Source organism: Bradyrhizobium genosp. L (assembly GCF_015624485.1).
In the GTDB taxonomy this organism is placed as follows: domain Bacteria; phylum Pseudomonadota; class Alphaproteobacteria; order Rhizobiales; family Xanthobacteraceae; genus Bradyrhizobium.
This window is the reverse complement of sequence record NZ_CP061378.1, coordinates 5425501-5449438: the sequence shown is the minus strand read 5'-3', so window position 1 is coordinate 5449438 and position 23938 is coordinate 5425501. Positions and strand designations below refer to the sequence as shown.

Annotated in this window: 19 protein-coding genes and 1 tRNA gene; 18 read left to right on the top strand and 2 right to left on the bottom strand. The window is 64.5% G+C overall.

The genetic code is table 11. The annotated features are described in order from the left end of the window. Positions 1–76 precede the first annotated feature (76 nt). Both IC762_RS26020 and IC762_RS26015 read left to right on the top strand, forming a co-directional pair. The gene (locus IC762_RS26020) at positions 77–1909 is read left to right on the top strand and encodes a class I SAM-dependent methyltransferase (RefSeq protein WP_195785046.1); all 1833 of its coding nucleotides are present in this window, start codon (positions 77–79) and stop codon (positions 1907–1909) included. A gap of 35 nt (positions 1910–1944) precedes the next feature. Then, positions 1945–3243 (top strand): chloride channel protein, encoded by a 1299-nt coding sequence (locus tag IC762_RS26015; RefSeq protein ID WP_195785045.1) that lies wholly within the window; start codon positions 1945–1947, stop codon positions 3241–3243. 56 nt (positions 3244–3299) lie between these two features. On the opposite strand, the gene IC762_RS26010 is transcribed toward IC762_RS26015, so the two are convergent. Continuing rightward, complete coding sequence (locus IC762_RS26010) at positions 3300–4541, bottom strand: hypothetical protein (RefSeq protein ID WP_195785044.1); 1242 nt, start codon at positions 4539–4541, stop codon at positions 3300–3302. Positions 4542–5115: 574 nt separating this feature from the next. On the opposite strand from IC762_RS26010, the gene IC762_RS26005 reads away from it, so the two are divergent. From IC762_RS26005 to IC762_RS25970, 8 genes are all read left to right on the top strand, one after another. Further along, entirely contained in the window at positions 5116–6135 is a 1020-nt protein-coding gene (locus IC762_RS26005) for a TRAP transporter substrate-binding protein (protein ID WP_195785043.1), read from the top strand. A 243-nt stretch (positions 6136–6378) separates the two neighbouring features. Beyond that, positions 6379–6951: a TRAP transporter small permease gene (locus IC762_RS26000; protein WP_195785042.1), complete on the top strand. Its 573-nt coding sequence runs from the start codon at positions 6379–6381 to the stop codon at positions 6949–6951. After that, entirely contained in the window at positions 6951–8237 is a 1287-nt protein-coding gene (locus tag IC762_RS25995) for a TRAP transporter large permease (protein WP_195785041.1), read from the top strand. Before IC762_RS26000 ends, IC762_RS25995 begins: the two co-directional genes overlap by 1 nt. A gap of 133 nt (positions 8238–8370) precedes the next feature. Next, positions 8371–8973 (top strand): Spy/CpxP family protein refolding chaperone, encoded by a 603-nt coding sequence (locus IC762_RS25990; protein WP_195785040.1) that lies wholly within the window; start codon positions 8371–8373, stop codon positions 8971–8973. A gap of 172 nt (positions 8974–9145) precedes the next feature. Continuing rightward, positions 9146–9221, top strand: a tRNA-Lys gene (locus IC762_RS25985). A gap of 324 nt (positions 9222–9545) precedes the next feature. Then, complete coding sequence (locus tag IC762_RS25980; protein WP_246801248.1) at positions 9546–11099, top strand: sugar ABC transporter ATP-binding protein; 1554 nt, start codon at positions 9546–9548, stop codon at positions 11097–11099. Further along, a complete protein-coding gene (locus IC762_RS25975; protein ID WP_195785039.1) occupies positions 11096–12088 on the top strand; it encodes an ABC transporter permease in 993 nt (330 codons plus the stop codon). The genes IC762_RS25980 and IC762_RS25975 overlap by 4 nt, the downstream gene beginning before the upstream one ends. A gap of 66 nt (positions 12089–12154) precedes the next feature. Further along, positions 12155–13306 carry a substrate-binding domain-containing protein gene (locus tag IC762_RS25970; protein ID WP_195785038.1) on the top strand — a complete coding sequence of 384 codons (1152 nt, stop codon included), beginning with the start codon at positions 12155–12157 and terminating at the stop codon, positions 13304–13306. Positions 13307–13387: 81 nt separating this feature from the next. Here IC762_RS25970 and IC762_RS25965 read toward each other — a convergent pair whose 3' ends face one another. Continuing rightward, positions 13388–14182 (bottom strand): DeoR/GlpR family DNA-binding transcription regulator, encoded by a 795-nt coding sequence (locus IC762_RS25965; protein ID WP_195785037.1) that lies wholly within the window; start codon positions 14180–14182, stop codon positions 13388–13390. 350 nt (positions 14183–14532) lie between these two features. On the opposite strand from IC762_RS25965, the gene deoC reads away from it, so the two are divergent. The 8 genes from deoC (at position 14533) to IC762_RS25925 (ending at position 23904) form a co-directional block, all read left to right on the top strand. Further along, the gene (gene deoC, locus IC762_RS25960; RefSeq protein WP_210338469.1) at positions 14533–15450 is read left to right on the top strand and encodes a deoxyribose-phosphate aldolase; all 918 of its coding nucleotides are present in this window, start codon (positions 14533–14535) and stop codon (positions 15448–15450) included. 2 nt (positions 15451–15452) lie between these two features. Further along, complete coding sequence (locus IC762_RS25955) at positions 15453–17840, top strand: aldehyde dehydrogenase family protein (protein WP_195785035.1); 2388 nt, start codon at positions 15453–15455, stop codon at positions 17838–17840. Between the two features lie 81 nt (positions 17841–17921). Then, positions 17922–18377: an RbsD/FucU family protein gene (locus IC762_RS25950; RefSeq protein WP_195785034.1), complete on the top strand. Its 456-nt coding sequence runs from the start codon at positions 17922–17924 to the stop codon at positions 18375–18377. Between the two features lie 4 nt (positions 18378–18381). Continuing rightward, entirely contained in the window at positions 18382–19317 is a 936-nt protein-coding gene (gene rbsK, locus IC762_RS25945; RefSeq protein WP_195785033.1) for a ribokinase, read from the top strand. Then, the gene (locus IC762_RS25940) at positions 19314–20189 is read left to right on the top strand and encodes a carbohydrate ABC transporter permease (protein WP_195785032.1); all 876 of its coding nucleotides are present in this window, start codon (positions 19314–19316) and stop codon (positions 20187–20189) included. Before rbsK ends, IC762_RS25940 begins: the two co-directional genes overlap by 4 nt. Further along, on the top strand, positions 20186–21223 hold the full coding sequence (locus IC762_RS25935; RefSeq protein WP_195785031.1) for a carbohydrate ABC transporter permease: 1038 nt from the start codon (positions 20186–20188) through the stop codon (positions 21221–21223). Before IC762_RS25940 ends, IC762_RS25935 begins: the two co-directional genes overlap by 4 nt. Before the next feature lie 31 nt (positions 21224–21254). Next, positions 21255–22712, top strand: a complete 1458-nt coding sequence (locus IC762_RS25930; protein WP_195790288.1) for an extracellular solute-binding protein — start codon at positions 21255–21257, stop codon at positions 22710–22712. Positions 22713–22812: 100 nt separating this feature from the next. Beyond that, positions 22813–23904 (top strand): ABC transporter ATP-binding protein, encoded by a 1092-nt coding sequence (locus tag IC762_RS25925; protein WP_195785030.1) that lies wholly within the window; start codon positions 22813–22815, stop codon positions 23902–23904. Positions 23905–23938: the final 34 nt, after the last annotated feature.

The following is a 23938-nucleotide window of genomic DNA, read 5'->3' as shown; positions in this document are numbered from 1 at the left end:
AAGCCCGGCGCTCGCGCATAGGACGCCAGGTAGATTATCCTTGGCTGTCAGCGCGATCGGCCCTATGTCATGCCGCATGAACCGAAAAGAGCGACGTGCGGCCGGCAAGCGAGGTGACGCGCCTGCGAGGCCTGACGCGCTCGCGGGCGTCAGCATCGCCGATCTCGCCGCGCACGCCGGCCGCCTGCGCGGAATGGGCCGCATGAACGAAGCGCAGGACATCTGTCGTCAGATCCTCGCGCGCGAACCTGCGCATGTGCAGAGCCTCAATCTGCTCGGCCTGATGGCGCAGGCCGCGGGCGATCACCGCGGCGCCGTGAAGCTGTTCGCCAAAGCGCTTGCGGCCGACGAGGCCAACGCCGCCTGCCATTACAACGCCGGCAATTCGTACCAGGCATCGGGCAATCGCAGTAAGGCGATGGCGCATTTCAGCAGGGCGCTGGCGCTCGGCATGGAAGGGAAGGCCGTCGGCTTCATCCTCCAGAGCCCCATCATCGCCGGCTATGTCGGGCGGCTCGCCGGCCAGTGGCCGCGACAAATCGCGACCGCCGAATTGTTCGGCGCCGAAGGCGTCCGCCCGCTTGCCGACGATCTCTTCCTTTGCTGCGCGATGGAAGCAACGACGCTGTCCAACCCGCAGCTCGAAATGCTGCTCGGACGTGCGCGCGCCGAGCTGTTGCGGCTTGCCGGCGAGGGCGGCGATCGCGGCAAGGTCGACGACGCCGTCGTTGGCTTTGCCTGCGCGCTCGCCCGGCAGTGCTTCATCAACGAATATGTCTACGAGACGACTGAGGCAGAAAGCGGCGCTGCGGGCGCGCTGCGCGATCGCTTGCTGCGCGACCTGGCAGCCGGGGCCGCGATCACGCCGCTGGCGCTCGCGGTCGTGGCGGCCTATGTCCCGCTTCATGCCCTGCCTGCGGCGGAAACGCTGCTGCGGCGGGAGTGGCCCGCCGCTGTCGCCGGCCTGTTGCGGGTGCAGCTCGGCGAGCCGCTCGAGGAAGCGCGCGACCGCGCCGCCATCGCCGTGCTCACCCCGGTCGAGAACAGCGTCTCCGTCGAGGTGATGCGCCAATACGAGGAAAATCCCTATCCGCGCTGGACCATCAATCCGCTGACGGCGTTCGCCGCCGATCAGGCGCGCGGCCGCATCGCACAAAGCGCGGAACGCCAGGCCGAGCTCGATATCCTGATCGCAGGCTGCGGCACCGGCTCGCACGCGATCCAGATCGCGCAGGTCTATCCGAACGCTCGCCTGCTCGCGGTCGACATCAGCCTGCCCAGCCTCGCCTATGCGCGCCGCAAGACCCGGGAGCTCGGCTTGCGCAACGTCGACTATGCGCAGGCCGATATCCTGGAGCTCGGCACGATCGGCCGCAGCTTCGATCACATCGAGTCGGTCGGCGTGCTGCATCACCTTGCGGAGCCCCTGGCCGGCTGGCGCGTGCTGGCCTCGCTGCTGCGGCCCGGCGGCCGGATGCGGATCGGGCTCTACAGCGAGCTGGCGCGGCGCGTCATCGTCGAGGCCCGCGGGCGGATCGCGGCGCGCGGCTACCGCGCCACGGCAGACGATATCCGACGGTGTCGTCAGGACATCACCCGCGAGCCGGAGCAATGGAAGACGCTAATCGCGTCGAAGGACTTCTACAGCATGAGCGGCTGCCGCGACCTCTTGTTCAACGTCATGGAGCATCGCTTCACGCTGCCTAAGATTGCGGCATTCCTGAACGAGCAGGGGCTCTCGTTCCTGGGTTTCGAACCGTTCGACGATCCGGCGGTGATCCAAAAATTCCACAAGCAGTTTGCCAGCGCGACCGACGAGGCTAATCTGGATCAGTGGCACCGCTACGAAGTCGAGCAACCCGAGACGTTCTGGGACATGTACGTCTTCATGTTGGGCAAGACCGCCTAGTGCCGGCCGCGCGACGAGCCAGAAATGCTGCTTGAATGATAGTTCTCTCCAATCGCCGTAAACGGCTGGTCCGAATCGTGTCTGCACGCTGGCAGCGGCGGGCGATATTCCTGCTGGGCGGCATTGCGGTTGGCGCCGCAGCAGTGGCCTTGGCACAGCTCGCAGATTGGGCCCAGGAGGCCTTTGCGCTTCTGCTCGCGCAATCTCGCTATGCGGTGCTCTTGGTGACGCCGCTCGGCTTCATGCTGTCGGCCTATCTGACCATACGGGTGTTTCCGAATGCCCAGGGCAGCGGCATTCCGCAGGCGATCGCCGCGCGGAATCTGGAGGACCAGTCGGCCCGCGAACGGCTGGTCTCGTTGCGGATTGCCGCCGGCAAGATGATCCTCACTCTGTTCGGCCTGCTCTGCGGCGGCTCGGTCGGTCGCGAGGGGCCGACGGTCCAGATCGGCGCGTCGCTGATGTTCGCGATCGGGCGTTTCTCGCCGCGCCGCCAGCCGGGATTGATCCTTGCGGGCGCTGCCGCGGGCGTCGCGGCCGCCTTCAACACGCCGCTTGCCGGCATCGTGTTCGGCATCGAGGAGATGAGCCGCGCGTTCGAGACGCGCACCAGCAGCCTGATCATCGCAGCAGTCATCGCCGCGGGCCTGACCTCGCTCGCGCTGATGGGCAACTACACCTATTTCGGCACCAGCGCGACCACGCTCGCGCCGGGTGTCGATTGGCTTGCCGTTCCCTTGTGCGGCGTCGTCGGCGGATTGGCCGGCGGCCTGTTCAGCCGTGTCGTCATCACCATGGCGCGCGGGATCGCCAATCCTGCGGGGCGCGCGATCAAGCGGCATCCGCTGTGGTTCGCGCTGGCGTGCGGATTGGCGGTCGCGATCTGCGGCATCGTCTCTGGCGATACGATCTACGGCACCGGCTATCAGCAGGTGAAGACGGCGCTCGAGCACGGCACGCCGCTGCCTGCGGATTTCGGTGTCCTCAAGCTGTTGGCCACGATGTTCGCCGCGATCAGCGGCATCCCGGGCGGCATCTTCTCGCCGTCGCTGGCGGTCGGCGCGGGGCTCGGCAGCAACATCGCCGCGCTGTTTCACGGCGCGCCGCTCGGTGCCATCATGCTGCTCGGCATGGTGTCCTATTTCGCCGGCGTCGTGCAGGCGCCGATCACCGCTTTCGTTATCGTCACCGAGATGACCGAAAACCACGGCATGGTGGTGCCGCTGATGGCGGCAGCGCTCATTGCGCATGCCAGTTCGCGCCTGATCTGCGAGGAGGGCATCTACCACGCGCTCGCCAAGGGCTTTGCCGAGCGGCCATCGCCGACCGCGTGAGCGTCCGCCAGGTTGCCGGCTGAAGGGCAGCTCTCCGATGAGGTGGATGGGATGCCTCAGGCCGGCGTCACCCTCATCGCAGCGGTGAGCGCATCCAGCCCCGCGGCCTGTAGGATGCCGTTCATCACCTCGGGACCGTAGTCGAACTGCCATTGCAGCGCGCCGTCGCCGAACAGCCAGCCACGCTTGAACGCTGCGCTGAAGGCGTCGAGCTGAACAGAATTCCAGGCTGCGCCGTATTGATTGTTCGCATCCCAGGTCGCCACCGCGTGGGCATTCGTGGCCTGGATGCGGCCCCTGAAGCCGGGACCGACGTGCCGTTCCACCGCGGGGGAGGACAGATGGCGCAGCAGCACGCCGCGGCCGCAGACATAGTCCTTGCCGTCGCCGGTGAAGAACGCCGTGAACGGCGCTTCCTGGAGAACGCCGTCGGCATCGAACAGCAGGCTGGCAAGGCCTTTGGAGACCGCGCCGACGACGTCGAAGACCTCGGGGGCGGACTTCGGATGGATCGCCGCGTATTCCGTCAGTGCCGCCAGCATGAGGCCCTGGTCGCCGGTCCAGACCAGCCCCGGCTGCCACATGAACTTGTTCTCGTAGTCAGGCTCGGCGATCGGACGTTCTCCGATCAGCTTGGCGTTCAGGTTGGGCGCAGTATGTGCACGCAGATAGGCGTATTGCGGCGCGAACCAGGCGTGGAACCATTCGTACTGCGCCCGGCTCATCCCGAGATAGTCGGCGGGCTTGAAGCCCTCCAGCTTGATCGTCGTCTCGAACAGACGCGAGGACAGCAGGAACAAGGTGGCGTTGGTCACCGTGTTCTTCATCGGGTCGTGGCTCGAGACCTTTGAATTATTGCTGCATCCATGCGGCACCGGCTTTGCGTCGTGGGTCGCGTCGTAGCCGATGTTCACCATGTTATGCCAGCATCGGTCGGCGATCGCGAGATAGCTGCCGGCGCCCTTGACGATCTGCTGGGTGTCGGGGAAATCGAGAATGTAGCGCCGGGCCGACAGGCACGCATTGCCGCACCAGCCGAAATCATCGGCCCAGATTTTGTCGATGTTCTGCAGCACGCGCTCGAAATAGGTGATGTTGCCGAAAATCACCTCGTCGATCCGCCGCACCGAGGTCAGGACGGCCGCATCCGTCGGCCAGCGGCGGCGCGCCGCCGTGACGAACTCGATGGCCGCCTCGAAGGTGTTGGACCTCGTCCAGTAGTCGTCGAAATTCCAGACGTCCATGTAACGATTGAAGGCCGCAATGGCTTGCGACTTGAGATCGGCTGGCGCTGTCATGCGTGGTCCTCCCAAAGGGAAATGTCCGAAAATAATGCTATCTTAGATTGCATTTGCGGCGTATCCATGACACGGATGAGATGACGCCGGGGCTCAAGCACGACCCCCTCTGGAATGCTGGATCACCCGCATGGGAATGCGCGGGTGATGACGCCGCGGTGTTGGTTGGTGAACCGAGAACCACCGACAACGTCGTCCTGGCGAAAGCCAAGACCCGTTACCCCAACTGCCGGCCATTGCGCGACGCTGCGGCCACGATCCTGTTCAAAGCAAGTTCGGTGGTTATGGGTCCTGGCTTTCGCCAGGACGACGGTGACACGGCAGCGTTCGCGTCCCGCGAATTCGCCATTTGCGAACCTCGCATTGACCTCACCGCCCGCAACGGGCACAGCCGATGGCGGTGTCATCGAACGGTCGAAGGGCCGAGGTGGATACCGCTGCATTTTGCGATGCAGCAATGGAGCGATCAGACCCTGCTAAAGGGGCAATGGCATTCGCAGCCGCTTCTCTGTAATGGTGCGACCGGATGTCCCGGGGCCGGTGGTTCGTGCTCCGCAATTACGCGGGAGGAAAAATGCGTAAATCGATTTTAGCTGCGGTATCGATCGCAGCACTGACTTTTGCTGGATCGGCTTTTGTCGGACCGGCCCAGGCGCAGTCGCCGATCGTGATCAAGTTCAGCCACGTCGTGGCCTCGGACACGCCGAAGGGTAAGGCCGCCGACAAGTTCAAGGAACTGGCCGAGAAGTACACCGGCGGCAAGGTCAAGGTCGAGGTCTACCCGAACTCGACGCTGTACAAGGACAAGGAAGAGCTCGAGGCGCTGCAGCTCGGCGCGGTTCAGATGCTGGCGCCGTCGAACTCCAAGTTCGGCCCGATCGGCATCAAGGAATTCGAAGTCTTCGATCTGCCCTATATCCTCCCCGACCTGAAGACGCTGCGCAAGGTCACCGACGGCCCGCTCGGCGCCAAGCTGCTCAAGCTGCTGGACTCCAAGGGGATGACCGGTCTCGCCTACTGGGACAACGGCTTCAAGCAGATGAGCGCCAACAAGAAGCTGGTCGCGCCGGCCGACTACAAGGGGCTGAAATTCCGCATCCAGTCATCCAAGGTGCTGGAAGCCCAATTCCGCGCACTCGGCGCGATCCCGCAGGTGATGGCGTTCTCCGACGTCTACCAGGCGCTGCAGACCGGCGTGGTCGATGGCCAGGAGAACACCTGGTCGAACATCTACACCCAGAAGATGCATGAGGTGCAGAAATACGCCACCGTCACCAACCACGGCTATATCGGCTACGTCGTGATCGTGAACAAGAAGTTCTGGGACGGCCTGCCGGCCGACATCCGCGACCAGCTGTCGAAGGCGATGAAGGAAGCGACCGAGTTCGGCAACAGCCAGTCCGCCAAGGAGAACGAGGACGCGCTCGAAGCGATCAAGAAGTCCGGCAAGACCGAGATCATCTCGCTCACGCCGGAGCAGGACGAGGCGATGCGCAAGGCGATGATGCCGGTCTACAAGGACGTCGCCTCGCGGGTCGGCCAGCCCTTGATCGACGAATTCCTGAAGGAGACGGGCCGCAGCCCGGTCAACTAGGGCGGTGCGGGAACGGCTCCCTCTCCCCGTTCTTGCGGGGAGAGGGTTGGGGTGAGGGGCTTTCCCCGCGCAAACGATGATAGCTGCGCTCGCGGAGGCTCCCCTTCACCCGAATTCAAGCGCAGCTTGAATTTCGACCTCTCCCCGCAAGCGGGGCGAGGTGAAGAGAACACCGCGGCTGCATGAGTTTGTGGATAGGGCGTGTGGCCGGGGCGCAAGATCAGGCCACCACTGGGGAGATCAATGCTGCTGAAAATTCTCGACAGGCTTGAAGAGATCATCATCGCAAGCCTGATGGGCGCCGCGACGCTCTTGACCTTCGTCACCGTGCTGCACCGCTTCCTGGTCGACGTGCCGATCCTCTATCCGTACCTGTTCGGCATCAACCTCACCTGGTCGCAGGAACTCTGCATCTACATGTTCATCTGGATGGCGAAGTTCGGTGCCGCCTATGGCGTGCGCACCGGTATCCATGTCGGCGTCGACGTGCTGATCAATCGCCTCAATGACGTCTGGCGCAAGGGCACCATCCTGTTCGGCCTGCTCGGCGGCGCGCTGTTCACCGCGATCGTCGGCACCATGGGCGCCAAGTTCGTGTTCGAACTGATGCACACCGACCAGGTCTCGCCCGACATGGAGATCCCGAGCTGGATCGTCTACGCCTGTATCCCGCTCGGTTCCTACCTGATGTGCTTCCGCTTCCTGCAGGTGTGCTGGAACTACTGGTGGACCGACCAGCTGCCGCACCATGACGCCTCCCACGTCGATGGCGTCGAGACCAGCAAGACTGCGCCCGTTGCGCTCGGAGAAGCGTGATGAGCGCCGCCCTCATTTTTGGACTGCTGTTCGCCCTGATGCTGACGGGCATGCCGATCTCGATTTCGCTCGGCCTGACCGTGCTCACCTTCCTGTTCACGATGACCGAGGTGCCGATCGAGAGCGTCGGCCTGAAATTGTTTTCGGGCCTCGACAATTTCGGCATCATGGCGATCCCGTTCTTCATCCTCGCCGGCACCTTCCTGACGCGGGGAGGCGTGGCGCGGCGGATGATCGCGTTCACGACGTCATTGGTCGGGCATCTGCCGGGCGGCCTCGGCCTCGCCGGCGTCGCGGCCTGCGCGATGTTCGCGGCGATCTCGGGCTCCAGCGTCGCCACCGTGGTCGCGATCGGCTCGATCATGATGCCGGCGATGGTCGATCACGGCTATCCGAAGCGGTTCGGCGTCGGCGTGATCTCGACCTCGGGCGCGCTCGGCATCCTGGTGCCGCCGTCGATCATCCTGGTGCTGTACGGCGTCTCCACCAACACCTCGATCGGCGCGCTGTTCATGGCCGGCATCGTGCCCGGCGTGCTGCTGGCGCTGATGCTGGCCGCCGTGACCTTCTTCGTCGCCAAGCGCAACGGCTATCCGAAGATGCCGAAGGCGACGTTCGGTGAGCAGTTCAAGGCGTTCCGCGAGAGCATCTGGGGCTTGCTCTTGATCGCGATCGTGCTCGGCGGCATCTATGGCGGCATCTTCACGCCGACCGAAGCGGCCGCGGTCGCCGCGACCTACGCCTTCTTCATCACCGTGTTCGTCTACAAGGAATTGAAGCTCACCGAAGTGCCGAAGGTGCTATTGCAGGCGGCGAGCATGAGCTCGATGCTGCTCTACATCATCACCAACGCGGTGCTGTTCTCGTTCCTGATGACGCATGAGCAGATCCCGCAGGAGATGGCGGCCTGGATCATCGACAAGAACTTCTCGGTCTGGATGTTCCTGCTGGTGGTCAACGTCATCCTGCTCTTGGCCGGCAACGTCATGGATCCGTCATCGATCCTCCTGATCATGGCGCCGATCCTGTATCCGCTGGCGACTAAGCTCGGCGTCAATCCGGTGCACTTGGGCATCCTGATGATCGTCAACACCGAGGTCGGGCTGTGCCACCCCCCGGTCGGGCTCAATCTCTATATCGCGAGCAGTATCGCCAAGATGGGCATCAGCGAGATCACGATCGCGGTGCTGCCCTGGCTGTGCGCGATGCTGGTGTTCCTCGGCCTGATCACCTACGTGCCGGAAATCTCGCTGTGGCTGCCGCGGTTGTTGGGAATGGTTCAGTAAACGGAAGTCTCAATATTTCCGTCGGGCAACGAAGCGGATTACATCTTGGTAAGAGAGCTCTCTCTTGCCAATCCGTAAGTTGAAGGCGAGGGCGAGCGGCATCATCTTCGAGCAACCTTCAAAGGAGGTTCGAATGAAGAAAGTTCTGCTCGCCGGCGTCGCGGCGCTCGCCATCGCCGGTTCGACCGCGGTGTATGCCCAACATCGTCCGTGGTTTCATGGCCAGATGCGGATGAACCCCGAGGATCGCGCCGCGTTCCTCGACGCGCGTATCGCAGCCGTCCACGCCGGGCTGAAGCTGACGGCGGATCAGGAGAAGCTGTGGCCGCCGGTCGAGGCCGCGGTGCGCGACTTCGCCAAGCAGCGGCTCGATCGCGCCAACGCGCGGATGGCGGCCGAGAAGGCCGATGCCGACAAGCCCGATGCCGACAAGGCGCAGCAGCCGGATAACCCGGTCGCCCGTCTGCGCGAGCGCGCCGACAACATGGCGGCGACCGCGGCGTCGCTGAAGAAGATCGCCGATGCCGCCGATCCGCTCTACAAGACGCTCGACGACAACCAGAAGCGGCGGCTCACCATGCTGACCCACATGGCCGGGGGCCGCTTCGGCGGCGACGAGGAACGGCGCGGCCACGAGCGCGGCATGGACCGCTGGGAGCATGGCGGCCGCGATCATGACCGGTTCGACCGCGATCGCGACGGCGGTCCGGATCAGGAGCGTTCCGGCCGGCTCTGAGCGGGCGCGCGCCCCTTCGCCAAGCCCATGAAAGGCCGCCGGAATCCGGCGGCCTTTGCGTTGCCCGGGCGATCCGGAAAAGTCGGGAAAACTTGCCCCGCCTTGCTGGACATACCGGAATCGCTTTGCTAAACGACGGCCCTCTCGCGAGGGTCACTTCCGGACAAGTTCCGGGCGCATAGCTCAGTTGGTAGAGCAGCTGACTCTTAATCAGCGGGTCCCAGGTTCGAGCCCTGGTGCGCCCACCACCCAGTCCTCAGAAACTTGGGTATCGAGCCTCTCGAGAGAAAACGCCGTATTTCCGGCCCCTCATCACGACCATGAAGGCTCGTCCGGTTGCGCCCACACCCGCAATAGCGGTGACGAACGCAGTTCGGCGTGGCCGTGCGCTTTGAGAGTTCAAAGTCACCTCCGAATGCGCGAAGCCATCCGTTGACAATCGTCCGGTATGGTAGAATTATAACATCATTCGTTTGAATAATAACATAATGTCACCATCGTAGCAGCGATGGGCGGCGTGGGAGGGAAGGTTGGAGCCGTCGTCGGTTTCGGTTGCAGCACAGTCACAGCCGATGACGCCGCTTGTGATGGTCAGCGCCATCAACAAGAGCTTTGGCGGCGTGCGCGCCTTGCGGGACGTCAATCTCGAAGTTCGGGCCGGCGAAGTGCATGCGCTGCTGGGCGAGAACGGCGCCGGCAAATCCACGCTGATCAAGATCCTCAGCGGCGTGCACGCCTTCGACAGCGGCGCGATCGAGATTGCAGGCCAACCGGCGGCATTCGACAGCCCGGCGAAGTCGCGCGAGGCGGGGATCGCCGTCGTCTACCAGGATTTGAGTCTCGTTGAATCGCTCAGCGTCGGCGACAATCTGATGCTCGGCCGCGAGCCGCTGGCCCGCTTCGGCTTCGTCAGGAAGCGCGCGTTGATGGCGCAAGCCGGCGCGATGTTGACGCAGCTCGGCATTCCCCTCGACCTCAAGGCGACCGTCGGCTCGCTGCCTTTCGCCTACCGCCAGATGACCGAGATCGCGAAAGCACTGATGGGCGAGGTGCGGCTGCTGATCCTGGATGAGCCGACATCCTCGCTGACGTCGGACGAGGTCCGCATCCTGTTCGATGCGATCGGCAAGGTGACGCGCCGCGGTGTCGGCGTGATCTACGTGACGCACCGGCTGAACGAGGTGTTCGAGATATCCCAACGCGTCACCGTGCTGCGCGACGGGGCCAATGCCGGGACCTTCGTCACATCAGACACCGACATGAAGCGGCTGGTGAATGCAATCGTCGGAAGCGAGCGGTCGGCGCCGGCTGCATCTCGCGCCGAGCCTCAAGCCACGCGCGCCGTCGAACCATCGCCGGTGCTGTCGCTGTCCGATGTCTCCAACGACCGGCTGCGCGCGGTCGACCTCTCCATCCTGAAGGGTGAGATCCACGGCCTCGCCGGACTGATCGGCAGCGGACGCACCGAGATCCTCGAGACCATCTTCGGCCTGCGTTCGGTCGAGCGCGGCACGTTCGAGATCGACGGCCGGCGGTGGCTACCCAAGAGCCCGGCCGATGCGATCGACCAGGGCATCGCGCTGGTGCCGGAGGATCGCCACGTGCAGGGCCTGGTGCTCGATCACTCGATCGAGCGCAACGTCACGCTCTCGCGGTTGCCGTATTTCTCGCGCTGGGGCTGGATGCAGCAACGCGCCGCGACGAAGCGCGCCGAGACCGCGGTCCGCAGGCTGGCGGTCAAGGCGCAGGGGGCCTCGAGCCTGGTCAGGACACTTTCGGGCGGCAACCAGCAGAAGGTCGTGTTCGGAAAATGGAATGATCCGCGCCCGCGCGTGCTGTTGCTGGATGAGCCCACCGTCGGCGTCGATGTCGGCGCGCGCGAGGAGATTTACGGCGTCGTCCGACAGGCGGCACGTGACGGCTCCGGCGTTCTCGTCGTCTCGTCCGATCTCGTCGAGCTGATCGAGCTGAGCGACCGCATCTCGGTGATCGTGAACGGCCGCGTCGCGCGCGTCCTGGTGCGCGGCGAGATCGACGACGCCGAAGAACTCCATCATTTGCTTCAGATGTACCAGGCCTCCGGCCTGAACCCTCCGGAAGGCGCAATGCAAGAGCTGCCGGCATGACTGACCTGATCGCGCCCAACGCCGTCACCGCGCCGACGCGGTCCGACCGTCGCCGCAAGCTGCTGCAGAACCTGTTGCGCGGCGAGCGGCCCTACATGCTCTACATCGCCTTCGTCATCCTGCTCGTCGTGTTCAGCCTGTCTTCGCCCTGGTTCCTTTCGGTCGACAATTTCCTGAACATCGGACGGCAGACCACGCTGGTATCGATCATCGCTGTCGGCATGACCTTCATCATCATCTCGCGGCAGATCGACCTGTCGGTCGCTTCGACCTTGGCGCTGTCGGGCATGGCGGCGGCGATGGCGATGAGCCAGATCGACAACAATTGGATCGTCGGCGCGGCGGCCGGACTCGGCACCGGTGCGCTGGTCGGATTGCTCAACGGCATCCTGACCACGCAGCTCTCGATCCCGTCCTTCCTGGTGACGCTCGGCACGCTCAGCATGGCGCGCGGATTGGCGATGATGGTCACCAACACCAAGCCGGTCATCATCACCAACGAGACCTATTTCGCGATCTTCGGCGAAGGTTCGTTTCTCGGCATGCCCGTGCCGATCGCCTGGACGCTGGCTGCGATGATCGTCGGCATTCTTCTCTTGCACTACAATGTATTCGGGCGGCGGATCTATGCCGTCGGCGGCAATCCGACCGCCGCGCTCTATTCCGGCATCAACACCAAATGGGTGACGACGGCGGCCTTCATGCTTACCGGCATGCTGGCCGGGCTCGCGGCGCTGGTGCTGTCGGCCCGCTCGCATGCGGCGCGGCCGGACGTCGTGCAGGGCATGGAGCTCGATGTCATCGCGGCCGTCATCCTCGGCGGCTGCAGCCTGTTCGGCGGACGCGGCTACATCCTGGGAACGCTGTTCGGCAGCCTGATCATCGGCACGCTCAACAACGGCCTCGTGCTGCTCGGCGTCAGCTCGCCGATGCAGCTCGTGATCAAGGGCGCGATCATCGTGGCCGCGGTTGCCTTCACCAAACGCTAGTCAAGCAGATAGGGGCAAGGTCGCCGGCCCTTCGGAATCGGCGGCCAAAACGGGAGGAGACCAACAATGAAGCCAATCCTGCGACACACCCTGCCGCTGACCGCGTTGATGGCGGCCGCGGCGATCTCGTTTGCTCCCTCGGCCCGCGCCGAAGTGCCGGCGACCTGCGTCAAGGGCGTCGATCTCGCAACCCTCGGTCCGAAATCGATCGTCGGTCAGGGCCCGCATGGCGAGAAGGCCGCCTCGCCCGAGGTGCTTGCGCTGTCTGACGCCGATGCCGCCAAGGTCAAGGAGAAGCATTTCAAGGTCGGCATCTCCATGCAGACCGTGAATCTGGACTGGGCGCAGCTCCAGATCGCCGGCATCACCGATACGCTGAAGAAATACGGCGTCACCGTCACCGGCGTCGCCTCCGCCGAGTATCAAGTCGACAAGCAGATCGCCGATATCGAGAACACCATCCAGCAGCATCCCGACGGCATCATCTCGATCCCGGTCGATTTCACCGCGACCGCGCCGACCTACAAGAAGATCGCCAAGGCCGGCATCAAGCTGGTGCTGATGGACAGCATTCCGACCGGGCTCAAGCATCCCGAGGAGTATGCCTCGATGATCTCGGCGGACAGCCAGGGCAACGGCCAGATCGCGGCGCAGATCCTGGCGTCCTGCGTCGCGAAAGGCGCGACCATCGGGCTGGTCAATTTCGGTGTCGACTATTTCAGCACCAACGAGCGCACCAAGGGCGTGCGAGAGTGGATGGCGAAGAACCGGCCCGACATCAAGATGAAGCAGGTCGACTTCACCGACCCGCCGAAAGTCTCGCAGATCGCGGGCGACTTCCTCACCGGCAATCCCGACATCAAGGGACTGTTCGCGGTGTGGGATCAACCGGCGCTGGACACGCTGAGCTCGATGCGCGCCCAGGGCATCGATATTCCCGTGACGACAGTCGACCTCGGCCTGCAATCGGCGATCGAGATCGCCAAGGGCGGTCCGCTGAAGGCGACCGGTTCGCAGCGTCCATATGACCAGGGCGTCGCGGAGGCGATGGCGATGATGAATGCGCTGCTCGGCAAGGAAACGCCCGGCTGGATCGGCGTGCAGTCGCTGCCGGTGACACAGTCGAACGTGCTGGAATCCTACACGACCGTGTTCAAGAAGGATCCGCCGGCCGAACTCGCGGATGCCTGCGCCAAGGCGAAGCCCGCCTGCAACTAGGCGTTTGCGTACGATGCGCGGTCGTGTAAGGCCGCGCCTCGCCAAGCAGACCTGATCCGGGCGAACCAGCCCCCGTCCGGATCAGGCTGCGCTGGTGACGTATTCGACGGGAAGGCTGCGGAAGTGCTTGCGCATGTCTGCCGGCGCGGAGCCGCCGACGATGATCCGCGCGAACGAGCCGACGTCGGAGAAGAATGCCGGCTTGAGGCTGCCGAGCTTGCTGGCATCGACCACCAGAATGCTCTCCATCGCGGTGGCGATGACGGCCTGCTTGATCGCGACCTCGTGGAAATTCGAGCAGCTCGCGCCGCGGGCCCAATGCAGGCCGCCGGCCGAGATGAAGGCCTTGTTGACCCCGAGCCGCCGCAGATAGGACAGGCCGTCATCCGACGAGAACGATTGCGATGACGGATGGTAGAGCCCGCCCATCAGCATCACTTGCGTCGCCGGCCGATGCGTGACGATCGATGCGACGTTGAGCGAGTAGCAGATCACCGAGAGCGGCATGTCCTCGGGCAGGCAATCCGCCAGCGACTGCATGGTGGTGCCGCAGTCGATGAAGATGGTGTCGCCTTCCTTGATCGAGGCGGCCGCGGACCGGCAGGCGAGACGCTTGTCCTGCGTGTGCTGGTCGATCTCCTGCTCGAATGCGTATTTGATGCCGGTCGGCGAGGCCGCGTTGACGACGTAGCCGCCGAGCAAAGCGAGCGCGGCTTCCGGGCCGGCGAGGTCGCGCCGGACCGTCATCTCGGAAACCTTCAGCAGTTCGGCGGCGTCCTTCAGATGCAGTGCACCGCTGCTCTCGACGGCGCGGCGCAGCCGCTGCAGCCGCTGGACGCGGGTCTCGCTCGGTCGTGCGTTCGGTGTTTCAGCCATTTTCGTCACCGAGCCTGCTTATCCGGTTGACAATGATCTTACAATGATGTGAGTTTAGCAACGACAATATGTTACAATAATAACATGAAGCCCGAAGAGCGATCCGGTGTATGTCGGCGGTGCGCGGCGGCAGGCTAAGGGCTCCAGCGGGCGAGGTGTGGGAGGATCGCATGTTGCAATCGGCACATTCAGTCTATCCGGCGTTTTCGTCGATTCGCTAGCACCGCACGGTTGGACCTATGGCGCAGAGCGTCTTGAAGCCGAATCCATCCGCCGTGCCGGCGCAGCCGCATGCGCGGGACCACAACCAGGCGCATCCGATCGCGCGCAATACCGGCCGTCCGCTCGAGATGGATTGGGTCGACGAGATCAGGATCAATCTGTCCGCCGCCGAACGTCGCGTCGCGAGCCTGCCGGGCCGGCGCACCGTGAAGAAGGATGCGCAGGCGGCGTGGCTGCTCAAGGCCATCACCTGCATCGACCTGACGACGCTCAATGGCGATGACACCGCTGAACGGGTGAAGCGCCTCTGCGCCAAGGCGAGGGCGCCGGTGCGTAGCGACATCCTCGAAGCGCTCGGCTTTGCCGGACGCGATCTGCACACCGGCGCGATCTGCGTCTATCACCGCTTCGTTGCGACCGCGGTCGAAGCGCTCGATGGATATGGCATCCCGGTCGCGGCGGTCTCGACCGGATTTCCCGCCGGCCTCGTGCCGCATGACCTCAAGCTCAAGGAGATCGAGGCATCGGTCAGGGACGGTGCGCAGGAGATCGACATCGTCATCACCCGCGAGCATGTGCTGACCGGCGACTGGCGCGCGCTGTATGCGGAGGTCAGGGACTTTCGCGCGGCGTGCGGCGAGGCGCATCTGAAGACGATCCTGGCCACCGGCGACCTCAAGACGCTGCGCAACGTCGCCAAGGCCTCGATGGTCTGCATGATGGCCGGCGCCGATTTCATCAAGACCTCCACCGGCAAGGAGGGCGTCAATGCTACGCTGCCGGTGACGCTGGCGATGCTGCGGATGATCAGGATCTACGAGGAGCGCACCGGCTTCAAGATCGGCTTCAAGCCGGCCGGCGGAATCTCGACGGCGAAGGATGTGCTCAACTACCAGTTCCTGATGAAGGAGGAGCTGGGGCGCGACTGGCTCGAACCGGAGCTGTTCCGCATCGGCGCCTCGAGCCTGCTCGCCGACATCGAGCGTCAGCTCGAGCATCACGTCACCGGCCGCTACTCGGCCTTCAACCGTCATCCCGTGGGCTGAACATGAGCGTCGCACATTACTTCGAGACCATGGAGTATGGTCCCGCCCCCGAGGCTGATGGCGAGGCGCGCGCCTGGCTGAAGCGGCACGATGCGACGTTCGGGCATTTCATCGCTGGCAAATTCGCAGCACCCCAGTCCGGCAAGCATCTGACGACGATCGAGCCGGCGACCGGCAAGGCCTTGGCGAAGATTGCGCAAGGCACTGCCGCGGATGTCGAGGCGGCCGTCGGCGCCGCACGAACCGCGCAGCCGCTCTGGGCCAGGCTCGGCGGTCACGGCCGTGCCCGCCATCTCTACGCGCTGGCGCGGATGCTGCAACGACACGCGCGGCTGTTTGCCGTGCTTGAGGCGATCGACAACGGCAAGCCGATCCGGGAAACCCGCGACCTCGACGTGCCGCTCGCCGCCCGCCACTTCCTGTATCACGCCGGCTGGGCGCAGTTGCAGGAGCGCGAATTCGCCGATCAGGTGCCGGTCGGCGTGATCGGCCAGATCATTCCCTGGAATTTCCCGCTGCTGATGCTGGCCTGGAAGATCGCGCCGGCACTGGCCGTCGGCAACACGGTGGTGCTGAAGCCTGCTGAATTCACTTCGCTCACCGCGCTGCTGTTCGCCGAGCTCGCGGCTGAGGCCGGCCTGCCGCCCGGCGTGCTGAATGTGGTGACGGGCGACGGCGCAACCGGCGCGCTGCTGGTCGAGAATCCTGGCGTCGACAAGATCGCCTTCACCGGATCGACCGAGGTCGGGCGGCTGATCCGCCAGTCGACCGCGGGCAGCGGCAAGTCTTTGACGCTCGAACTCGGCGGCAAGTCGCCGTTCATCGTGTTCGACGATGCCGATCTCGACGGCGCCGTGGAGGGCGTGGTCGATGCGATCTGGTTCAACCAGGGCCAGGTCTGCTGCGCCGGATCGCGGCTGCTATTGCAGGAGGGCATCGCGGAGACCTTCCGCAGGCGGCTGATCCGCCGCATGGAGACGCTGCGCGTCGGGCCGCCGCTCGACAAGGCGATCGACATGGGCGCAGTGGTGGCACCCGTGCAGCTCGAGCGGATCAAGGCGCTGGTCGAAACCGGGGTGAAGGAGGGCGCCGAGAAATATCAGGCGCCGGGGGCGCTCCCGACGGAGGGATGCTTCTATCCGCCAACGCTGCTTTGGAACGTGCATCCGTCGTCGACGGTGGCGATCGAGGAGATCTTCGGCCCGGTGCTGGTGGCGATGACATTCCGCACGCCCGATGAGGCCGTGATGCTCGCCAACAACACGCGCTACGGCCTCGCCGCCAGCGTGTGGAGCGAAACGATCGGGCTAGCGCTCGACATCGCGCCGAAGCTCCAGGCCGGTGTGGTCTGGGTCAATGCGACCAATCTGTTCGATGCCAGCGTCGGCTTCGGCGGCTATCGCGAGTCCGGCTTCGGCCGCGAGGGGGGTCGTGAAGGCCTCTACGAATATCTCAAGCCGAAGGCATGGGGCGGGCGGAAGGCGCGGGCCAAGGCATCGCCGCAGCCGACCGGCGCGGCCGACAGCGCCGGATTTGCGGCGCCCTCGATCGACCGGACGGCAAAACTGTTCGTCGGCGGCAAGCAGGTCCGTCCCGACGGCAATTATTCGCGCGCGGTGCTGTCGCCGAAGGGCCGGCACCTCGGCGAGGTCGGCGAGGGCAACCGCAAGGACATCCGCAACGCGGTCGCCGCGGCACGTTCGGCCGAGGCGTGGGCGCGCGCAACGGCGCATAATCGCGCCCAAATCCTCTACTACCTTGCCGAGAACCTTTCGGCGCGCGGGGATGAGTTTGCGCGGCGGATCGGCGACATGACCGGCGTCTCGGCCGCCAAGGCGCGTAGCGAGGTCGAGGCCAGCATCGAACGGCTGTTCAGCTATGGGGCCTGGGCCGACAAATACGAGGGAACGATCCATGCGCCGCCGTTGCGCGGCGTTGCGCTGGCGATGCACGAGCCGATCGGCGTTGTCGGCGTGGCCTGCCCGGACGAGGCGCCGCTGCTCGGCTTCATCAGCCTGGTGGCGCCGTTGATCGCGATGGGCAATCGGGTGCTGGCGGTACCGAGCGAGCGTCATCCGCTGGCCGCGACGGATTTCTATCAGGTGCTGGAGACGTCGGACGTGCCGGCAGGCGTCGTCAATATCGTCACCGGCGAGCGCGATGCGCTGGTCGAGGTGCTTGCCGAGCATGACGACGTCGATGCGCTCTGGGCGTTCGGCTCGAAGGAGGCGTCGGCGACTGCCGAGCGGCTGTCGGTCGGCAATCTCAAGCGCACCCTCGTCGATCATGGCCTCGCGCTCGACTGGTACGACAAGGTTGCGAGCGAAGGTCCGATCTTGCTCCGCCATGCGGTGCAGGTGAAGAATATCTGGATTCCGTACGGAGACTAGAGACGTCACCTTGCGGTGATAGTGTTGGGGGATCCGGACCGTCAGAGTTCGGGCGATGTGAAAGACAAGGGAGGACGCAACATGCTCAAGGGCATCAATCCATTGCTCAATGCCGACGTGCTCTATGCCCTGCGGGCGATGGGGCACGGGGATCGCCTGGTGGTGTGCGACACCAATTTTCCGGCCGACTCGATCGCGCGCCAGACCGTGTTCGGCGAGCTGCTTCGCATCGATAACGTCAGCACCGCGAAGGCGATCGAAGCCATTCTCTCGGTGCTGCCGCTGGATACGTTCGTCGACGATGCCGCGGTCCGCATGGAGATCGTCGGCCAGCCCCAGGAAGTGCCGCCGGTGCAGCGTGAGGTGCAGGCCGCGATCGATCGCGCCGAGGGACGATCCTGGCCATTGGTCGGCGTCGAGCGCCATGCCTTCTATGAAAAGGCCAAGTCGGCCTATTGCGTGATCGCCACCGGTGAGCGGCGTTTCTATGGCTGCTTCATCTTCAGCAAGGGCGTCATCGCGCCGGACGGAGAGTGACGAGATGAGCAGCAATGGCGTCGCCGTCCTCGGCGTCTTCGTCGTCGATCTCGCGTTCCGCGCCGGTAACATGCCTGCGATCGGCGAGACCATCGCCGGATCCGGATTCGCCATGGGCCCCGGCGGCAAGGGATCGAACCAGGCCGTCGCTGCGGCGCGGGCCGGCGCTGCCGTGACCTTCATCTCGCGGATCGGCAGCGACGCTTTCGGCGAGCTCGCGATCAAGACCTGGGAGGCCGAAGGAATTCTGCCGCGCGTGGCCAGGACCACGGAAGCGCCGACCGGTGCCGCGTTCATCTACGTCCACGAGACGCGCGGTGACAATGCGATCATCGTGGTGCCGGGTGCCGCCGGTGGCCTCAGTCCGGCCGATATCGACGCGGCGGCGGATGCCATCCGCGGCAGCCGCGTGTTCGTCACCCAACTCGAGCAGCCCGTCGACGCCGCCGTCAGGGGGCTGGAGATCGCGCGCGCGGCGGGCAGCGTCACGGTGTTCAATCCGGCACCGGCGATCAAGTTCGACAACAGCCTGTTTGCGCTCTGCGACTACGTCGTGCCCAATGAGACCGAGGCGGAAGCGCTGACCGGCATCGCGGTGGGCGATCTCGCGGGCGCCCGCCGCGCCGGTGACGCCCTGTTGGCCAAGGGCGCCGGCACGGCATTGATCACGCTCGGCGAGCGCGGTGCGCTGTTTCATGCGCGCGATCGCTCGTTGCACGTGCCGCCGTTCGCGGCCGGCAAGGTGGTCGAAACCACCGGCGCGGGCGATGCCTTCGTCGGCGGCTTCGCAGCCGCGTTGGCAGGCGGCGCCGATCCGCTCGAAGCCGCGCGGTTCGGCTCCGCGACGGCGGGAATTTCGGTGACGCGTCCCGGGACTGCACCCGCGATGCCGCGGCGCGCGGAGATCGAGGCGCTGCTGAAGGAGCAATCCGCGCAATGATGCGGAACGATCCGATCAAGCATGTCTTCATCTGGCCGGCGGTGCTCGTCGTGCTGGCGATCTCGATCTTTCCGCTGATCTATTCCTTCACGACAAGCTTTCTGAGCTATCGCCTGATCCCGCCGATTCCGCCGCGCGTGGTCTGGCTCGGCAACTACGCGACCCTGCTGCAGGAGCCGCGGTTCTGGAATGCGATCTTCACCACGACCTTGATCGCGTTCATCGCGGTCGGCATCCAATACGCGATCGGGTTCGGCGTCGCGCTGGCGCTGAACGCGCGCGTGCCCGGCGAACGGCTGTTTCGCGTCGCCTTGCTGCTGCCGATGCTGCTCGCGCCGGTCGCGGTCGCGCTGGTGGCGCGGATGATCTTCAACCCGACCATGGGGCCGCTCAACCAGTTGCTGTCCAAGTTCGGCCTTGCCAACCTGCCGTTCCTGACCAACGGGCATTGGGCGCTCGCCTGCATCATCGCGGTCGAGATCTGGCAATGGACGCCGTTCGTCATCCTGATGATGCTGGCCGGCCTGCAGACGCTTCCCGAGGATGTCTATGAGGCCGCCGAGCTCGAGAATGCCAGCGCCTGGCAGCAGTTCTGGGGCATCACGTTTCCGATGCTGCTGCCGATCTCGGCCGCGGTCGTCTTCATTCGCCTGATCGAGAGCTACAAGATCATGGACACCGTGTTCGTGATGACGGGCGGCGGGCCGGGCGTCGACACCGAGACGCTGACCTTGTTCGCCTATCAGGAGGGCTTCAAGAAGTTCAATCTCGGCTACACGTCGGCGCTGAGCTTCCTGTTCCTGATCGCGATCACGATCATCGGCGTGACCTACCTGGCGCTGCTCAAGCCTCATCTGGAGAAGCGCCGATGAGCGGACAGAGCCTGACCGGACTGTCGCCATGGGGCCGCCGCCTGGTCGCACTCGGCGTGCTTGCCTGGTGCCTGATCACGGTGTTTCCGCTCTATTGGGTGGTGGTGACGGCGTTCAAGACGCCGCCGGGCGTCGTCGGCGGCCCGACCTATTTGCCGTTCATCGACTTCACGCCGACCTTGCAGCCCTTCATCGATCTCGTCGAGGGCATCCGAGGCGAGTTCTTCCGGACCTTCCTGAACTCGACCATCGTCGGGCTTTCTGCCGCGGCGATTGCAACCGCCGTCGGCGCGATGGCGGCCTATGCGCTGGTGCGGTTCGAGTTCAAGGTCCGGTTCGGCGCCGGCCTGATCTTCTTCCTGCTCGCGCTCGGCGGTTATCTGCTGTTCAATACGACGCTTGGCTTCACCCGCGCGCAGGCGCTGCTGCTCGCATTCCCGATCGCGCTCGTCATTGCCATCCTCGCCAACCGCCTGCCGCTGCCGGGGCCGGTCCTCGGCAATGAGGACATCCTGTTCTGGTTCGTCAGCCAGCGCATGTTTCCGCCGATCGTCACCGCCTTTGCGCTCTATCTGCTCTACAGCGAGATTGGCCGCCTCGGCTTCCAGCTGATCGACAGCTATGTCGGCCTGACCTTGTGCTACGTCGCGTTCTCGCTGCCGATCGTGGTGTGGCTGATGCGCGACTTCTTCGAAGCCGTGCCGATCGAGGTCGAGGAAGCCGCGATGGTCGATAACGTGCCGAGCTGGCGCATCTTCCTCGGCATCGTGGTGCCGATGTCGATGAACGGGCTGTTGGCGACCTTCATGATCACGCTCGCCTTCGTCTGGAACGAGTTCCTGTTCGCGCTGTTCCTGACCAATTCCAAATGGCAGACCCTGCCGATCCTGGTGGCGGGACAAAACAGCCAGCGCGGCGACGAATGGTGGGCGATCTCGGCCGCGGCGCTGGTTGCCATCATTCCGATGATGATCATGGCGGGCCTGCTCAGCCGCATGATGCGGTCGGGCCTGCTACTCGGAGCCATCAAGTAACAAACTGAAGATAGGGAGGGACTAGACCATGTTGCGACGAACGTTCCTGATGCTTGCCACCTCACTCGCGACCGCCTGCGCCGCAAGCGGGGCGAACGCTGCCTGCAGCCCGGACTACTCCGGCGTCACGCTCACGGTGGCGACGCAGACCGGGCCTTATATCGCCTCCGCGCTCAAGCTGGGCGCCGACGAATGGTCGAAGAAAACCTGCGGCAAGGTCAACGTCGTCGAGTTTCCGTGGTCGGAGCTTTACCCGAAGATCGTGACATCGCTCACGCAGTCGGATGCGGCATTCGACCTGGTCAGCTTCGCGCCGGCCTGGCTGCCGGACTTCGTGCCCTATCTCAGCGAGATGCCGAAGGAGATGCAGTCCGGCAAGGATTGGGACGACATCGAGCCGGCCTATCGCGAACGCCTGATGGTGTGGGAAGGCAAGATCTATTCGCAGTCGATGGACGGTGACGTCCACACCTACACCTATCGCACCGACCTGTTCAGCGATCCCAAGGAAAAGGATGGCTTCAAGGCCAAATACGGCTACGACCTCGCGCCGCCGAAGACCTGGAAGCAGTATCTCGACATCGCCGAGTTCTTCCAGCGGCCGGACAAGGGGCTGTGGGGCACGGCCGAAGCCTTCCGTCGCGGCGGCCAGCAGTTCTGGTTCTTCTTCAGCCACGCTGCGGCCTACACCAACAACCCGAACTATCCGGGCGCGATGTTCTTCGACCCCGAGACGATGGACGCCCAGATCAACAATCCGGGCTGGGTGAAGGGCCTGGAAGAATACATCCGCGCCTCCAAGCTCGGCCCGCCCAATGCGTTGAACTTCTCGTTCGGCGAGGTCAACGCGGCGGTGGCCGGTGGCCAGGTCGCGGAATCGATCGGCTGGGGCGACACCGGCGTGATCGCGGCCGACCCCAAGCAGTCGAAGATCTCGGGCAAGGTCGGCTCGGCAATGCTGCCGGGCTCCGACGAGATCTGGAACGCCAAGACCAAGAAGTGGGACAAATTCCCGAGCGTCCTGCCGGGGCCGTTCATGGCGTTCGGCGGCTGGCAGATCGCGGTGCCGAAGGCCGGCAAGAACCAGCAGGCGGCGTGGGATTTCGTCAAGACGCTGACCAGTCCCGAGGTCTCGGGGCAGGCGGCGATCACCGGCGGCAGCGGCGTCAATCCCTATCGCAAATCGCACACTGCCAACCTGCAACTGTGGAGCAAGATCTTCACGCCTGAAGAGGCCAAGGAATATCTCGGCGCCCAGTCGGACTCGATCAATGCCAAGAACGTCGCGCTCGACATGCGTCTGCCCGGCTATTTCTCCTACACCGAGGTCGTCGAGATCGAGCTCGGCAAGGCGCTCGCCGGCCAGACCACGCCGCAGGCCGCGCTCGATGCGATGGCCAAGGAATGGAACAGGCTGACCGACGAATTCGGCCGCGCCAAGCAACTCGCCGCCTATCGCGCGGCGATGGGCCTGCCGCCGAAGAACTGATGACGAAGAACTGAAGTTGCGAACCTATGACGTCCCGGATGACGTGACAGCGTCATCCGGGATAATCAATTGTTACCTGCGAGAGACAGAAAACGACCCCATGGCGCACGTCGAGATCGAGAACGTCAGCAAGGCCTACGGTCCCTACACGATCATCGAGGGGCTCGATCTCAACGTGGCCGACGAGGAATTCGTCGTGCTGGTCGGCCCGTCCGGCTGCGGCAAGACCACGACCTTGCGGATGATCGCAGGGCTCGAAACCGTCAGCAGCGGTACGATCCGGATCGGCAATCGTGACGTCACGCAATTGCGTCCGGGCCTGCGCAATTGCGCGATGGTGTTCCAGAATTACGCACTCTATCCGCACATGACCGTCGGCGAGAACATCGGCTATGGCATGAAGGTACGCGGCGAACCGCGCGCCGGCATCGAGAAGGCCGTCAAGGACGTCGCGCGGGTGCTCGATCTCGAGCAGTATCTCGACCGCCGTCCCAAGCAGCTCTCGGGTGGCCAGCGCCAGCGCGTCGCGATCGGCCGGGCCATCGTGCGCAGTCCGGACGTGTTCCTGTTCGACGAGCCGCTGTCCAATCTCGATGCCAAGCTCCGGATCGAGATGCGCACCGAGATCAAGGCGCTGCATCGCCGTCTCGCCAAGACCATCGTCTATGTCACGCACGACCAGGTCGAGGCCATGACCATGGCCGACCGTGTCGTGGTGATGAACAAGGGCCGGATCGAGCAGGCCGCGGATCCGATCACGATCTACGAGAAGCCCGCCAACCTCTTCGTTGCGGGTTTCATCGGCGCTCCCAGCATGAATTTCATTCACGGCGAGATCGTTGCCCGCGATGGCGGCCTGGTCTTCACCGTGCCGTCGGGTATCGTGCTGAAATTGCCGAAGTCGCGTGAAGCTGCGTGGGCGCAGAGCACCGGGAAGCCGGTCGTGCTCGGCGTGCGGCCGGATCATGTCCTCCAGCATGGTGCGCCGGCAGGCAGCTCGATCCGCATGACCGTAAGGGATGTCGAGCCGTTGGGTCCGCATACGCTGGTGATCGGAACCGTCAGCGACTTTCCTTTCACCGCGCAAATGCAGGTCGGTGTCACCGCGGTACCAGATCAGCCCTTCGACGTCGGGATCGATCTTGAGCGCGTGCATCTGTTCGACAAATCTTCGGGAAAGGCTATTTCCTGAAGCCGGCTCTCGCTTGGCGCCGCCCATCCGTGGA